11 protein-coding genes are annotated in these 13,385 nt (G+C 64.3%); 7 read left to right on the top strand and 4 right to left on the bottom strand.

All coding sequences use genetic code 11. The annotated features are described in order from the left end of the window. The first annotated feature begins 25 nt into the window (after nt 1-25). The gene (locus tag J7573_RS06540; protein WP_294330945.1) at nt 26-1,129 is read left to right on the top strand and encodes an NADH:flavin oxidoreductase; all 1,104 of its coding nucleotides are present in this window, start codon (nt 26-28) and stop codon (nt 1,127-1,129) included. Here the strand turns inward: J7573_RS06540 and J7573_RS06535 are convergent. Next, the gene (locus tag J7573_RS06535) at nt 1,098-2,312 is read right to left on the bottom strand and encodes a glycosyltransferase family 1 protein (RefSeq protein ID WP_294330943.1); all 1,215 of its coding nucleotides are present in this window, start codon (nt 2,310-2,312) and stop codon (nt 1,098-1,100) included. The two genes, J7573_RS06540 and J7573_RS06535, sit on opposite strands and share 32 nt — an antisense overlap. 179 nt (nt 2,313-2,491) lie before the next feature. Here J7573_RS06535 and J7573_RS06530 point away from each other — a divergent pair, with 179 nt between their 5' ends. Continuing rightward, on the top strand, nt 2,492-3,808 hold the full coding sequence (locus J7573_RS06530) for a PAS domain-containing methyl-accepting chemotaxis protein (protein ID WP_294330941.1): 1,317 nt from the start codon (nt 2,492-2,494) through the stop codon (nt 3,806-3,808). Between the two features lie 53 nt (nt 3,809-3,861). Here the strand turns inward: J7573_RS06530 and J7573_RS06525 are convergent, their stop codons facing one another. Continuing rightward, entirely contained in the window at nt 3,862-4,251 is a 390-nt protein-coding gene (locus J7573_RS06525) for a hypothetical protein (RefSeq protein WP_294330940.1), read from the bottom strand. A gap of 89 nt (nt 4,252-4,340) precedes the next feature. Next, the gene (cysZ, locus tag J7573_RS06520) at nt 4,341-5,069 is read right to left on the bottom strand and encodes a sulfate transporter CysZ (protein ID WP_294330939.1); all 729 of its coding nucleotides are present in this window, start codon (nt 5,067-5,069) and stop codon (nt 4,341-4,343) included. A gap of 311 nt (nt 5,070-5,380) precedes the next feature. Between cysZ and trxB the strand changes: the two genes are divergently transcribed. Continuing rightward, nucleotides 5,381-6,343 carry a thioredoxin-disulfide reductase gene (gene trxB / locus J7573_RS06515; RefSeq protein WP_294330937.1) on the top strand — a complete coding sequence of 321 codons (963 nt, stop codon included), beginning with the start codon at nt 5,381-5,383 and terminating at the stop codon, nt 6,341-6,343. A gap of 54 nt (nt 6,344-6,397) precedes the next feature. On the opposite strand, the gene nadC is transcribed toward trxB, so the two are convergent. Then, nucleotides 6,398-7,246 (bottom strand): carboxylating nicotinate-nucleotide diphosphorylase, encoded by an 849-nt coding sequence (nadC, locus tag J7573_RS06510; RefSeq protein WP_294330936.1) that lies wholly within the window; start codon nt 7,244-7,246, stop codon nt 6,398-6,400. Between the two features lie 245 nt (nt 7,247-7,491). Here nadC and J7573_RS06505 point away from each other — a divergent pair, with 245 nt between their 5' ends. From J7573_RS06505 to J7573_RS06490, 4 genes are all read left to right on the top strand, one after another. Continuing rightward, on the top strand, nt 7,492-9,636 hold the full coding sequence (locus J7573_RS06505; RefSeq protein ID WP_294330935.1) for a DUF1631 domain-containing protein: 2,145 nt from the start codon (nt 7,492-7,494) through the stop codon (nt 9,634-9,636). An 89-nt stretch (nt 9,637-9,725) separates the two neighbouring features. Then, nucleotides 9,726-10,298: a 1,6-anhydro-N-acetylmuramyl-L-alanine amidase AmpD gene (ampD, locus tag J7573_RS06500; protein WP_294330933.1), complete on the top strand. Its 573-nt coding sequence runs from the start codon at nt 9,726-9,728 to the stop codon at nt 10,296-10,298. Further along, nucleotides 10,295-11,125 (top strand): regulatory signaling modulator protein AmpE, encoded by an 831-nt coding sequence (gene ampE / locus J7573_RS06495; protein ID WP_294330932.1) that lies wholly within the window; start codon nt 10,295-10,297, stop codon nt 11,123-11,125. Before ampD ends, ampE begins: the two co-directional genes overlap by 4 nt. A 229-nt stretch (nt 11,126-11,354) precedes the next feature. Then, nucleotides 11,355-13,367, top strand: coding sequence for a methyl-accepting chemotaxis protein (locus J7573_RS06490; RefSeq protein ID WP_294330930.1), 2,013 nt, complete (start codon nt 11,355-11,357; stop codon nt 13,365-13,367). Nucleotides 13,368-13,385 lie beyond the last annotated feature (18 nt).

Raw genomic sequence — 13,385 nt, 5'->3', positions numbered from 1 at the left:
TTCCTAGCCCAGACGGAAGCGCCCCATGTCCAGCAACCCCCTGTTCCAGCCTTTCACCCTCGGCGCGCTCGAGCTGCCGACCCGTGTCGTCATGGCGCCCATGACCCGTACCTTCTGCCCCGGTGGCGTGCCGCACGCTGGCGTGGTCGAGTACTACCGCCGGCGTGCGGCGGCAGGTGTGGGGCTGATCATCACCGAAGGCACCACGGTCGGGCACAAGGCAGCCAACGGCTACCCCAATGTGCCGCGCTTCCATGGTGAAGATGCCTTGGCTGGCTGGAAGCAGGTGGTCGACGCGGTGCATGCCGAAGGCGGCCGTATCGTGCCGCAGCTGTGGCACGTCGGCACGGTGCGCCGCCTGGGCACCGAGCCGGACGCCAGCGTGCCGGGTTACGGGCCGAGCGAGAAGGTCAAGGATGGCCAGGTGCTGGTGCATGGCATGACCCATGACGACATCCGCGACGTGATCGCCGCCTTTGCCCAGGCGGCCCGCGATGCCAAGTCCATCGGCATGGACGGCGTGGAGATCCATGGCGCCCACGGCTACCTGATCGACCAGTTCTTCTGGGAGGCCAGCAACCGCCGCAGCGACGAATATGGCGGCGACCTGGCCGGCCGTTCGCGCTTCGCCATCGAGCTGATCCAGGCCGTGCGCGCTGCCGTGGGGCCGGACTTCCCGATCATCTTCCGCTTCTCGCAGTGGAAACAGCAGGACTACAGCGCACGTCTGGTGGAAACCCCGGAAGCACTGGCCGCATTCCTCGAACCGCTATCGGCGGCGGGTGTGGATATCTTCCACTGCTCGACCCGGCGCTTCTGGGAGCCCGAGTTCGAAGGTTCCGAGCTGAACCTGGCCGGCTGGACCCGCACGCTCACCGGCAAGCCGACCATCACCGTCGGCAGCGTGGGGCTCGATGGCGAGTTCCTGCAATTCATGGTCGCCACCGACAAGGTGGCCAAGCCGGCCAGCCTGGAAGGCTTGCTGCGCCGTCTGGGCGACGAAGAGTTCGACCTGGTGGCGGTTGGCCGTGCCCTGCTGGTGGATGCCGAATGGGCGCAGAAGGTGCGCGAAGGGCGTGAAGCTGATGTGCTGCCGTTCAGCCGCGAGGCGTTGACGACTCTGGCTTGATCGCCAGCGCGGAGCCTGTCGGTTGGCTGCCGGCAGGTACTGTGTGGCAGGCATTGAACAAGTGCGTTTCGAATTGCTCGACGATCGCCGGCCAGCCTTGGCGGCTGGCGTGCTGGCGGGCGTTCAGGCGGACCCGGCGCAGGGTTTCGCTTTCTTCCAGCAGCCAGCAGGCGGCATCGATGAATGCGCACTGGTCGCCAGGCATGGCCAGCGCGCCACTGTGGCCATGGCGGATGTGCTGGGCCGCGGCGGCTTCGTCGTAGGCGACCACGGCCAGCCCCGAGGCCATGGCTTCGAGCACCACGTTGCCGAAGGTTTCGGTCAGGCTCGGAAACAGGAACAGGTCGCCGCTGGCGTAGTGTTCGGCCAGCGCTTCGCCGCGCTGGGCGCCGCAGAACACTGCATCCGGCATCTGCTGTTCGAGGGCGGCCCGTTGTGGGCCATCACCCACCACCACCAGGCGTAGGCGCCGTTGTGGATACGTTTTCTGCAAGGCGTGCAGGCAGGGCTGCAACAGCGTCAGGTTCTTTTCCGCAGCCAGGCGCCCGACGTGCAGCACGGCGATGTCTTCCGCGCCGAGCCCCCAGCGTTCGCGTAACGCCTGGCTGCGCCGGGCCGGGTTGAACAGGCTGGCGTCGACGCCCCGAGCCATCAAGGCCAGGCGCTCGAACCCACGGCGTTCCAGCTCCAGGCGCTGGCTGACGCTGGGTACCAGGGTGGCGGCGGTGCGCCGATGGAACCAGCGCAGGTAATGGGTGAGCAGGCGCGCCAGCAGGCCGAGGCCGTATTGGCCGGAGTATTGCGGGAAATTGGTGTGAAAGCCGCTGACCACGGCAACCCCCAGGCGCCGCGCGGCGCGCAGGGCACTCAGGCCCAATGGCCCTTCGGTGGCGATGTACAGCACGTCCGGGCGTTGCCGGCGCCAGCGGCGCAACAGCTTGTGCATCGACACCTCGCCCCACTGCAGGCCGGGGTAGCCGGGCAATGCCCAGCCACGGCAGAGCAACAGGCCCTGGTCATCGTCCGCCGGTGCCTCATTGGCTTGCCGTGGGCGAACGATTTCCACCTGGTGGCCACGCAGTCGCAAACCTTCGCTGAGGCGGCCGAGGGTATTGGCCACACCGTTTATTTCGGGTGGGAAGGTTTCGCTGACAAGGCAGATGCGTAGGGCAGGTGTATTCATGACAAAAAGTGTCCACCTGCCGCGTTGCGCTCACATGACAGCCTTGTGACGCGCAGGTGACGCCTGATTTCCGGCGGTATCGCCTGTGTGAATATTTCTTTGCAGGGCGCTCAAGCAGCACGCGGCGCAGCCGATGAAGATGCATCCGAATCGGTCTGATGCGCTCCGGGAGTGCGGTGATGTTCAACAGCAAGCTCAAGAAAGAAATCCAGCAACTGCGCGAAGAGCTGATGGCCGTCGAGCAGGTCAAGAGCAGCCTCGACAGCGAGATGCTGGTGCTGCAGCTCGACCCCCAGGGGCGCATCGAGCAGGTCAACGGTAACTTCGAAAACGAGATGCTCTACCGTGCCGAGCAGTTGATTGGCCGTAACATCGAGGAAATCGTGCCGGCGCACGTGAAGAAGCTCGACTTCTACCAGCGCATGAAAAACGCCATCACCCGTGGCGAGCACCTCAACGGCGCGTTCCGCCTGCTGCGCGGCAACGGCGAAGAAGCCTGGCTGCGCTCGATCCTGCAGCCGGTGAAGACTGTTGACGGGCGGATCAGGCATTTCTCCATGCACTCCAGCGACCTGACCCGCACCATCGAAGCCTCGCGTGAGCACGAGAGCCTGATCAAGGCACTGATGCGCTCCACCGCCGTGATCGAATTCAACCTCAACGGCGAGGTGCTGACGGCCAACGACCGCTTCCTGCAGTCGGTGGGCTACAGCCTGGAACAGGTGCGTGGCAAGCATCACCGCATGTTCTGCGAACCGGAGGAAGCCAACTCGGCGGGTTACCAGGCATTCTGGGACAACCTGCGCCGTGGCGAGTACGTGGCCGACCGTTTCAAGCGAATCGACGCCCATGGCCGCACGATCTGGCTGGAGGCTTCCTACAACCCGATCTTCGATTCCCATGACGTGCTGTACAAGGTGGTCAAGTTCGCCACCGTGATCACCGATCAGGTCAATCAGGAGCAGGCGGTGGCGCAGGCTGCCGACATTGCCTACAACACCTCCCTGGAGACCGACACCAGTGCCCGCAAGGCCACCGATGTGGTGACCCAGACCGTGGACGTGATGCGTGGGCTGGAAGGCTCCATGCAGGAGGCTGCCGAGGGTATCCAGGCGCTGGACAGGCAGTCCAAGGTGATTGGCGCAATCATCAAGACCATCAGCGACATCGCCGGGCAGACCAACCTGCTGGCGCTCAACGCCGCCATCGAAGCCGCCCGCGCCGGCGAGCAGGGCCGCGGCTTCGCCGTGGTCGCCGACGAAGTGCGGCAGCTGGCCTCGCGTACCAGCAGCGCCACCGAGGAGATTGCCAAGGTGGTGCAGCAGAACGAGCAGCTGGCCCAGGCGGCGGTGGACATCATCGACACCAGCAAGCGCCAGGCTGAACAGGGGCTGGCGCTGGCTGCGGATACCGGTGGGGTGATTGTCGAGATCCAGGAAGGGGCGAAGAAGGTGGTGGATGCGGTGGGGCAGTTTTCCAGCCAGTTGAGCCACTGATAACGGCTCAAGAGGGCAAAGGGCTCAGGCTGGCCCTTTGCTCAGGGTGTAGGTCAATCGGCCTGTTCGGTTTGCTTGATGTGCCGGTAGACGGTCGCGACGGCGTCGTGAACAGCCGCCAGATCGACGTCTACATGAAACTCCTCCCCATTCACACCACGAGCGGCGAAGATGCCTCCGGCTGGCCCGATAGTGGGGGCTTCACTTTGCAGCACTGCATCGACCAGCAACTCCACCAGGGGTTGGCTGTAGTTGACCGCGCCGCTGTTGGAGTCCCAGGTGGTGTAGTGCAAGCGCTCGATTGGCTCATGGATGTCATTGGCTTCCAGAGCCTCGTGCAGCCGCCACTTTACTCGCTGCTCGGCGATGACCTTGCCTTGAAGATGTTCTGGGATTCCCGCAAGTTCAATGAAGTCTTTCGATTTGACGTCTGTGAATTCCATCTTTGATCTCCCGTGGCTTGAAGGCCGCGATGATGCGGCCTTGAGCGCATTGAAGATCGAACAGCGCGGAGGCAGGCGCCAATTATCTACTACGTGCGCTCACGCACCCAGAACAGTGTGGCGCCCGCCACCGCCGCCGGCATCATCAGCACGTTCACGCCCGGAATGAGCAAGGCCAGGTAGGTAATCCCGCCAAACCCCATCGACTGCCAGCGCTTCTGCCGCAGCCAGGCCAGCATGTCCTGCCAGCTCATCTTGTTGTTGTCCGCCGGGTAGTCGATGTACTGGATGGCCATCATCCACACGCCGAACACCAGCCACAGCGGTGCAGCGATCACGTTGACCACCGGGATCAGCGACAGGATGAACAGGCCGATGGCCCGCGGCAGGAAGTAACCGAGCTTGCGCATCTCGCGGCCGAAGGTGCGCGGCACCATGGCCACCAGTTCGCCCCAGCTGAACGCCGGGAACGGGTCTTTGCCACGCACCACCACCTCGACCTTTTCCGCGAGAAAGCCATTGAACGGCGCAGCGATGACGTTGGCCACCAGGGTGAAGGTGAAGAACACCATGAGGACCAGCAAGGCGACGAACAGTGGCCAGAGAATGTATGAAAGGAAGCTCAGCCAGCTGGGCAGGGTCGGCATCAGGGCGTCGAGCCACAGGCTGAACTCGTGGCCGGCGAAGTAGATCAGGCCGCCGAACAGCAGCAGGTTGATTGCCAGCGGCAACAGCACGAACATCCGCAGGTTGGGGCTCAGCACCAGTTTCAGGCCTTCGCGCAGGTACTGGGGGCCGGAGAGGACAGGGGCTTGCATCGGGACACTCCGCAGAGAAGGGAAAACGCGCTGACCTTACCGAGTTTGCCGCGCCGACGAAAGGCAGGCGGACATGAAGAAACCGGCTGTAACAAATGCGCCAGGGCCGTTGGCCCAGGTGAAATTCGCAGATAGAGGATGCCTATGAGGTGGATTGTCGAAGGATATTTCCTTAATCTCTGCCACCTCGCTACAGTGCGCTCAACTTTCCGCTTTCTGGACCTGCGCGTTGTAGCCTTCCCCAAGTGCTGCGTGGGTCCTTTTTAATTTCCAGCTGGCGGCCCCTGTGGCCCGCTCGACAGGAGTTCGACATGTCTGAAGTACGTCATTCGCGCGTCATCATCCTCGGTTCCGGCCCTGCCGGTTACAGCGCCGCGGTCTACGCCGCCCGCGCCAACCTCAAGCCACTGCTGATCACCGGCATGCAGGCGGGTGGCCAGCTGACCACCACCACCGAAGTCGACAACTGGCCGGGCGATCCCCACGGCCTGACCGGCCCGGCCCTGATGCAGCGCATGCAGGAGCACGCCGAGCGTTTCGAGACTGAGATCGTCTTCGACCACATCAATGCCGTCGACCTGGCCAACAAGCCGTTCACCCTGCAGGGTGACAGCGGCAAGTACACCTGCGACGCGCTGATCATCGCCACCGGCGCCAGCGCCCGTTACCTGGGCCTGCCGTCGGAAGAAGCGTTCATGGGCAAGGGCGTCTCGGCCTGCGCCACCTGCGACGGCTTCTTCTACCGCAACAAGCCGGTCGCCGTGGTCGGCGGCGGCAACACTGCCGTGGAAGAGGCGCTGTACCTGGCCAACATCGCCAGCAAGGTGACCCTGGTGCACCGCCGTGAAACCTTCCGCGCCGAGAAGATCCTGGTCGACAAGCTCAACGCCCGTGTCGCCGAAGGCAAGATCGAGCTCAAGCTCAACGCCAACCTGGACGAAGTGCTGGGTGACACCATGGGCGTGACCGGTGCACGCCTGAAGAACAACGACGGCAGCAGCGACGAAATCAAGGTCGACGGCGTGTTCATCGCCATCGGCCACACCCCGAACACCTCGCTGTTCGAAGGCCAGCTGACCCTCAAGGACGGCTACCTGGTAGTTGCCGGCGGCCGTGAAGGCAACGCCACCGCCACCAACGTCGAAGGTGTGTTCGCTGCCGGCGACGTGGCTGACCACGTTTACCGTCAGGCCATCACCTCGGCCGGCGCCGGCTGCATGGCAGCACTGGACGTCGAGCGTTACCTGGACGGCCTGGCCAACGCCTCGTTCTGATTCAGGAAATAAAAAACCGGCCATCTGGCCGGTTTTTTCATGCCTGCGATTCGCTCACAGGCTCAGTCGCATCGACAGGTCCACGGCCTTCACATCCTTGGTCATGGCGCCAATCGAGATGTAGTCGACGCCGGTCTCGGCAATCACCCGCAGGGTGGTTTCGTTGATCCCGCCACTGGCTTCCAGCTTGGCCTTGCCAGCGTTGATACGCACCGCTTCGCGCATTTCATCCTGCGTCAGCTCGTCGAGCATGATGATGTCGGCGCCAGCATTCAGCGCCTGGCGCAGCTCATCCAGGCTTTCCACTTCGATTTCCACTGGCTTGCCCGGGGCGATGCGGTGCGCCGCCGCCACGGCCTCAGCCACGCCACCGCTGGCGGCGATGTGGTTTTCCTTGATCAGGAAGGCGTCATACAGGCCGATGCGGTGGTTGTGGCAACCGCCGCAGGTGACCGCGTACTTCTGCGCCAGGCGCAGGCCAGGCAGGGTCTTGCGGGTGTCGAGCAGCTGCACCTGGGTGCCTTCGACCAGGTCGGCCAGGAAGCGCGCACGGGTGGCCACACCCGACAGCATCTGCAGGAAGTTCAGTGCGCTGCGCTCACCGCTGAGCAGCGAACGCGCCGGGCCTTCGAGGTGGAACAGCGGCTGATTGGCGGTGGCGCGCTCGCCATCGGCCACCTGCCAGTGCACGGCCACGCGCGGGTCGAGCTGACGGAACACGGCATCGACCCAGGCGGTGCCGGCAATCACGCAGTCTTCGCGGGTGATGATGGTGGCCTTGGCCAGGCGCTCGGCCGGGATCAGCTGCGCGGTGATGTCGCCGCTGCCGATGTCCTCCAGCAGTGCACGGCGCACATTGGCTTCGATCTCGGCGGTCAGGTCGGCAAGGCGTAGGTTCGGCATGGTCGGCTCCACAAGCTAGATGCCGGCGATTATAGGGCAGGGGGACTACGCCGTGTACAGCTTGCCTTGCAGGTGACCATTGGTCAGGTCAAATGAGCATTTGCCCGAAAGCAGAGTCACTTGCCCGCCAGTGAAGAGTGCTGGCAGCTGTCGGCTTTTTTACCGATAATGGCGCCCAACATTTGGCGTCATAGCTTTGACGATTTTTCGCCCTGTCGAATACGTTACCCAGCAAGGAGTCCGGGATGCATAAAGAAGGCAAGGTGGTGCCCCTGGCGGCGGCCATCGATCGAGGCGCACGCACGCCCTTGCCTTGCCTTCCGGTGTTGCTCCTGCAGGTTCGTGACAAGGCTGCGCTGCAACTGCGTCAGGGCCTGCAGGCGCTGTTCGACAATGCCGACGACACGCTTTTCGAAATGGCCGATCGGGCAGCCGACCGCTTCGACCAGAACCTGTACTTCGAAGCCATGCGTGACCTGCGCCTGAAGCGCAAGCACATCGAACGCGGCTTTCTCGACATCTTCTACGACACCTTCGCGCGGATCGGCCAGTTCGACCCGCTGGGCCAGCAGACGCCGAAAAACCAGGCGTACAGGGAGCGTGCCGTCGCCGTCGACGGCATGGTCGCCCGGGTGCTGTCGCGTGATGGCCTCGCCCTCGAGCAACTGGGCATGCGCTTGCAGTGCCTGCTCGCGCGCAGCTTCGACGAACAGCAGAACCCGTTCGGGCCTGCTGCGCTGTGTGGCTATTTCCTCGATGCCGGGCGCAACCTGGGCGTGGGCCTGCGGGTCAAGCTGATCCTGCTCAAGCTGTTCGAGCGCTATGTGCTGCGTGACATCGACGTGCTTTATGCTGAAGCCAACCAGCTGCTGGCCGCTGCGGGCGTGATGCCGGAACTGCAGCCAGCACCGCGTCGGCGCGCCGAGGACCGCCGCCTGAATGCGCGGCGCGTGCCGGCCAACCGTGAGCCTGATGCCATAGGGGCAGACAGTGCCGGGCAGGCTTTCATGCGTTCGCTGGAAGGCCTGCTGGCGCCGTGCCGAGGTCGCATCGCCCCACGCCTGCAAGCCGCTGCCGCCGCCCAGCCGATCAGCAGCGCCGACTTGCTGCGCCTGCTTTCACACCTGCAGCATTATGTGCCGGCCACGGTCGACGATGACGACTTCGACCTGGGGCAGCAGCTGGAACAGCTGCTGCTGCGGGTCAGCGTGCGCAGTGGTACGCGCCGGTGCATCGCCTGCGCCGACGAGGACATGATCAACCTGGTCGGCCTGCTGTTCGCCTGTATCGGAGCCGACGACAACCTGCCGCAGAGCCTGCGCGCCCTGATCGTTCGCCTGCATATTCCGCTGCTCAAGGTGGCGCTGCTGGACAAAGGCCTGTTCAGCCGTGCCAGCCATCCGGCGCGGCGCCTGCTCAACGAGATCGCTGCTGCCGCGATTGGCTGGGAGTCTGGCAGCGAAGGCCTGCGTGACAGCCTGCACTTGCGGGTCGAGCGCATCGTCCAGCGCCTGCTCAACGATTTCACTGAAGATGCCACGCTGTTCACCGAGCTGCTGGAGGACTTCCTCGCCTTCAGCCAGGACGAGCGCCGGCGCAACGAACTGCTGGAGCAGCGCACGCGCGATGCCGAAGAGGGGCGCGCCCGTGCCTTGCAGGCCCGCCAGCAGGTGCAGCAGGCGCTCAACCAGCGCCTGCGCGGGCGCACGCTGCCGCAGGTGGTGGTGCACATGCTGGTCCAGGCCTGGAGCCAGGTGTTGCTGTTGGCCTGGCTCAAGCAGGGCGAGGCGTCCCAGGCCTGGCAGCAAGCGCTGGCGACCATGGATAGCTTGCTCGCCAGCATTGCCCCGCATCAGCAGCCGCAGGTGTTGCTGCAACAGGTGCCAGGCTTGCTCAAGGCCCTGCGTGAAGGCCTGGCCAGCGTGGCGCTGGACTCGGCGGCCACCCGCGAATTCTTCCTGCAACTGGAGCAACTGCACTTGCGTGCGTGTGCGGGGGCCGAACAGCCAGTTGGCAGCGGTGAGCTGGCTGAGGTTCTGGTGGCCGAGGATATCGTGCTGGCCATCGCCGAAGAGTCCGCCTGCACGCCACTGCGTCAACGCGATGAGCACACGGCGGAGCTGCGCCAGGTGCAGCGCTTGCGGATCGGTACCTGGGTAGAAATACTTGATGACGACGAGCCGTTGCGCTGCAAGCTGGTCGCGCGCATCGACAGTAGCGACCGGCTGGTCTTTGCCAACCGTACCGGGATGAAGGTGCGCGAATGGAACTCGGCTGGCCTGGCGCAGGCCCTGCGCCGGGGCGAGGCGCGGTTGCTGGATGATGGCCTGTTGTTCGAGCGGGCACTGGAAACCGTGCTCGAAGGCCTGCGTCAGCAACAGGTACATTGAATCGACGGCATTACAATCATTCACATGCACTGCGGCCCGCGTGCAAGGCATACTGCAGCGCTGTACCGGTGTTTTTCAGGATCTGCCCCATGCAATTGGACCGTGCCACTGGCTGGTTCCACGGAAACGGAATCACCCACTGCCCCTCGCCGAACTTCAACGCCCGCCCGGACGGTGAAGCGATTTCCCTGCTGGTGATCCACAACATCAGCCTGCCACCGGCCTGCTTCGGCAGCGGCAAGGTCCAGCAGTTCTTCCAGAACCGCCTGGACCCCAACGAACACCCTTACTTTGCCAGCATCAGCCACCTGACCGTCTCGGCGCACCTGTTCGTCGAGCGTGACGGGGCGGTGACCCAGTTCGTGTCGTTGCTCGACCGTGCCTGGCATGCCGGTGTGTCGTGTTTCGACGGGCGTGAGGGCTGCAACGACTTTTCCATCGGTATCGAGCTGGAAGGCACCGATGATCTGCCCTATACCGATGACCAGTACGCCGTGCTGGAGCAACTGACCCGGCAAATCCAGGCCGCCTGGCCGGTGATCGACCTTGACCGTATCCAGGGCCATAGCGACATTGCCCCGGTGCGCAAGACCGACCCCGGTCCGGCCTTCGACTGGGCGCGTTACCGCAAGGCCGTAAGGGACAACGAGGACAACGCATGAGTTTTATGGTGCTGTTACTGGCGCTGTGGGTAGAGAAGTTTTCTGCGCTGCGCCATCAGGTACAACGGGACGGTTTCTTCCTGGGCGAGCTGGTGCGCCTGGAGCGCAGCGGCAAGGTCCATCCCTGGTGGACACTGGCGATCCTGGTGCTGGCGCCAGTGGCGGTACTGGTGTTGTTGCTGCACGTGCTGGACCCGGTGGCCTACGGTTTGCTGGCCTTGCCGGTGCACTTGCTGGTGCTGATCTACAGCCTGGGGCGCGGCGATGCCAAGGCTTCCCTCGGGCCATTCCGCGATGCCTGGCGGCGTGGCGACGACCAGGCCGCGCTGCATGTGGCCGAACGCGACCTGGGCCTGGCGGCCGACGAGCCCCACAGCCTGCTGGTGCGTGTGCAGGGTTACCTGTTGTGGCAGGCCTACCAGAGCTTCTTCGCGGTGATCTTCTGGTACTTCGTGCTCGGCCCAGGCGCGGCGCTGGCCTACCGCCTGTTGGCGCTGACCTGCGAGCATAGCCGCCAGCCTGCGCTCAAGGCCCGTGCCGAACAGCTGCGGCATATCATGGACTGGCTGCCAGTGCGGATGCTTGCCCTCAGCTTTGCGCTGGTTGGCAACTTCGTCGCGGTAATGCGGGTGATGCTGCACGAGCTGCTCAACTGGCACATCAGCGCCGGGCACCTGGTGGCCAGGGTCGGGCGCATTGCCGATGATATCCCCGAGGAAGAAGACCCCCAGCGCGGGCTGGGGCGGCTGGACAGCCTGTGGGAGCTGCTGCTGCGCTGTGCCGTGTTGTGGTATGCAGGGTTTGCCCTGTGGACAGTCCTGGTGTAGGAGCGGCCTTGTGTCGCGAAAGGGCTGCAAAGCAGCCCCAGGTTTTCAGGGGCAACGCACAAATTGCAGGGGCCGCGTTGCGGCCCTTTTGCGACACAAGGCCGCTCCTACAATGAGGGCGCTGCTAGCTGTTGGTTAACCTTAAGTTACAAACCTCCGATTCGATCTGCGTTATACAAGTGGCCTAGTGCTATCTCTGCAGAACAACAAGAATCCATGGAGGTGCCCCGTGAAGCGTCTGCTCTACCCGGCCATCGCTTTGATGAATCGGCTGAGCTTCGGCCAGAAGTTCAGCCTCATCAGCGTCCTGTTCTTCCTGCCCATGCTGGCCACCAGCTTTTATCTGGTGCGCGATGCCTACCAGCAGTTCCATGCCACCCGCGCCGAGTTGCAGGGCATTGCCCCGCTGGCGGACAGCCTGACCCTGCGCGCTGACCTGGAGGCGCTTGGCAACTTGTTGCAGATCGATGCCGTGCTCGGCCAGTCGGGCCAGGCCGGGGACCTGGAGGCGCGTGTCGCTGCCTTGCAGGACAAGGTCCAGGCACAGTTGCACACGTTGCAAGGGGATGAGGCGGTACCACAAGGCAAACTCGAAGAGTTGGCCAGCGCATTTACCAGTGCCCGGGCAGAGTCGTCGCTGCAGAACAAGGTTGCACTGTTCGACAAACTGCTGGCCCAGGCCCAGATACTGGGCAAGCAGGTGGTCAGCCAGTCCGGCCTGGGCCAGGACAGCCAGGCGTCAGTGCGCCAGTTGAGCGAACTGCTGGGGGGCGCCACGGCGCAGGTCACCCAGGCCCTGGGTGAGGGCCGGGCCATGGGCGCCGTTGCACTGGGCCGGGGGTTCATCGACTCTGCTGGCAGTGCACGTTTCGAAGACCTGCTGCAGCGCCTCGATCGCCTGGGCGCCGACTATGCCTTGCGCTTGGATGAAGCCCTGGCCGCGGACCGGGCCGCCAAGACCCGTCTGGCGGGCTCGGCGGCTACGAGCCAGGCGACGGTCAAGCAGGCTGCGTCGTTGTTCGAGGAGCAGGTGGTGGTGGCGGAATCGCTCGATGCCCCTTGGCCGGCGTTCTATCAGCAGGTCAGCGAACTGATGGCGCAGACCTATCGCCTCAACGACGCGGTGCTCGCGCACCTGCAGGGGCAGTTGCAGGAGCGTCTGGCCGAGCAGCGCCTGCGCATGCTTGCCCTGGGCACGCTGCTGGCCGGTGTTTTCGTGCTGATCCTGTACTTGTATGGCGGCTTCTATGTCTCGACCCGGGCCACCTTGCGCCGGCTGGGCGGTGCCATGGACAAAGTGGCCGCGGGCGACATGACGGTCAGCTTCCAGGCGCATAGCCGTGATGAGTTGGGTGAGTTGGGCCAGGGCTTCAGTGAAACCGTACGGCGTATCCGCAGCCTGATCGACCAGGTCGGGCGCACCGTAGTAGCCGTCGAGGAGCAGGCCGGGCAGGTGCTGGCGGTGTCGGCGCGGAGCAATCAGGCGGTCAGTGGCCAGCGTGAACAGATCGAGCAGGTGGCCACGGCAATGAACCAGATGAGCGCCACCGCGCAGGAGGTGGCGCGCAGTGCCGCGCTGGCGGCCAATGGCGCGCAGCAGGTCAACCTGGAAAGCGCCAACGGCCGTACCCTGGTGGCCAGCCAACAACAGAGCATCGGTCGCCTCGCCGAGGAAATCGACCAGACCGTGCTGGCGATCAATCGGCTGGCCGATGACAGCCAGGCCATTGGCCAGGTGCTGGAGGTGATTCGCAGCATTGCCGAGCAGACCAATCTGCTGGCGTTGAATGCGGCCATCGAAGCGGCGCGGGCCGGTGAGCAGGGACGAGGGTTTGCCGTGGTGGCCGATGAAGTGCGTACCCTGGCCCGGCGTACCCAGGACTCCACCGCGCAGATTGCGCAGATGATCCAGCGCCTGCGCGACGGCGTGGAGCAGGCGGTACGGGCAATGGGCAGCAGCCATCAGATGGCCGCAGGTACGGTTGATGAAGCGCGCCAGGTGCAACAGGCGCTGGGTAATATCCTTGGGGCGGTAGGGGGCATCGTCGAGCAGAACCAGCAGATCGCCGCAGCGGTCGAGCAGCAGACGGCGGTGGCCCATGACATCGACCGCAACATCGTGGCGATCAACCGGGCGGCGCAGGATACGACCCAAGGCGCTTGCCAGACCGAAGATGCCAGCCGGGCGTTGTCGACGCAGGTGGTGGAGTTGAAGCGTCTGATCGGGGCGTTCAGGGTCTAATGCCGGCCTTGTGTAGCC

This window comes from Pseudomonas sp. (assembly GCF_017744435.1).
Classification (GTDB): domain Bacteria; phylum Pseudomonadota; class Gammaproteobacteria; order Pseudomonadales; family Pseudomonadaceae; genus Aquipseudomonas.
The sequence above is the reverse complement of the archived record's forward strand: the minus strand, read 5'-3'. Positions and strand labels throughout refer to the sequence as shown.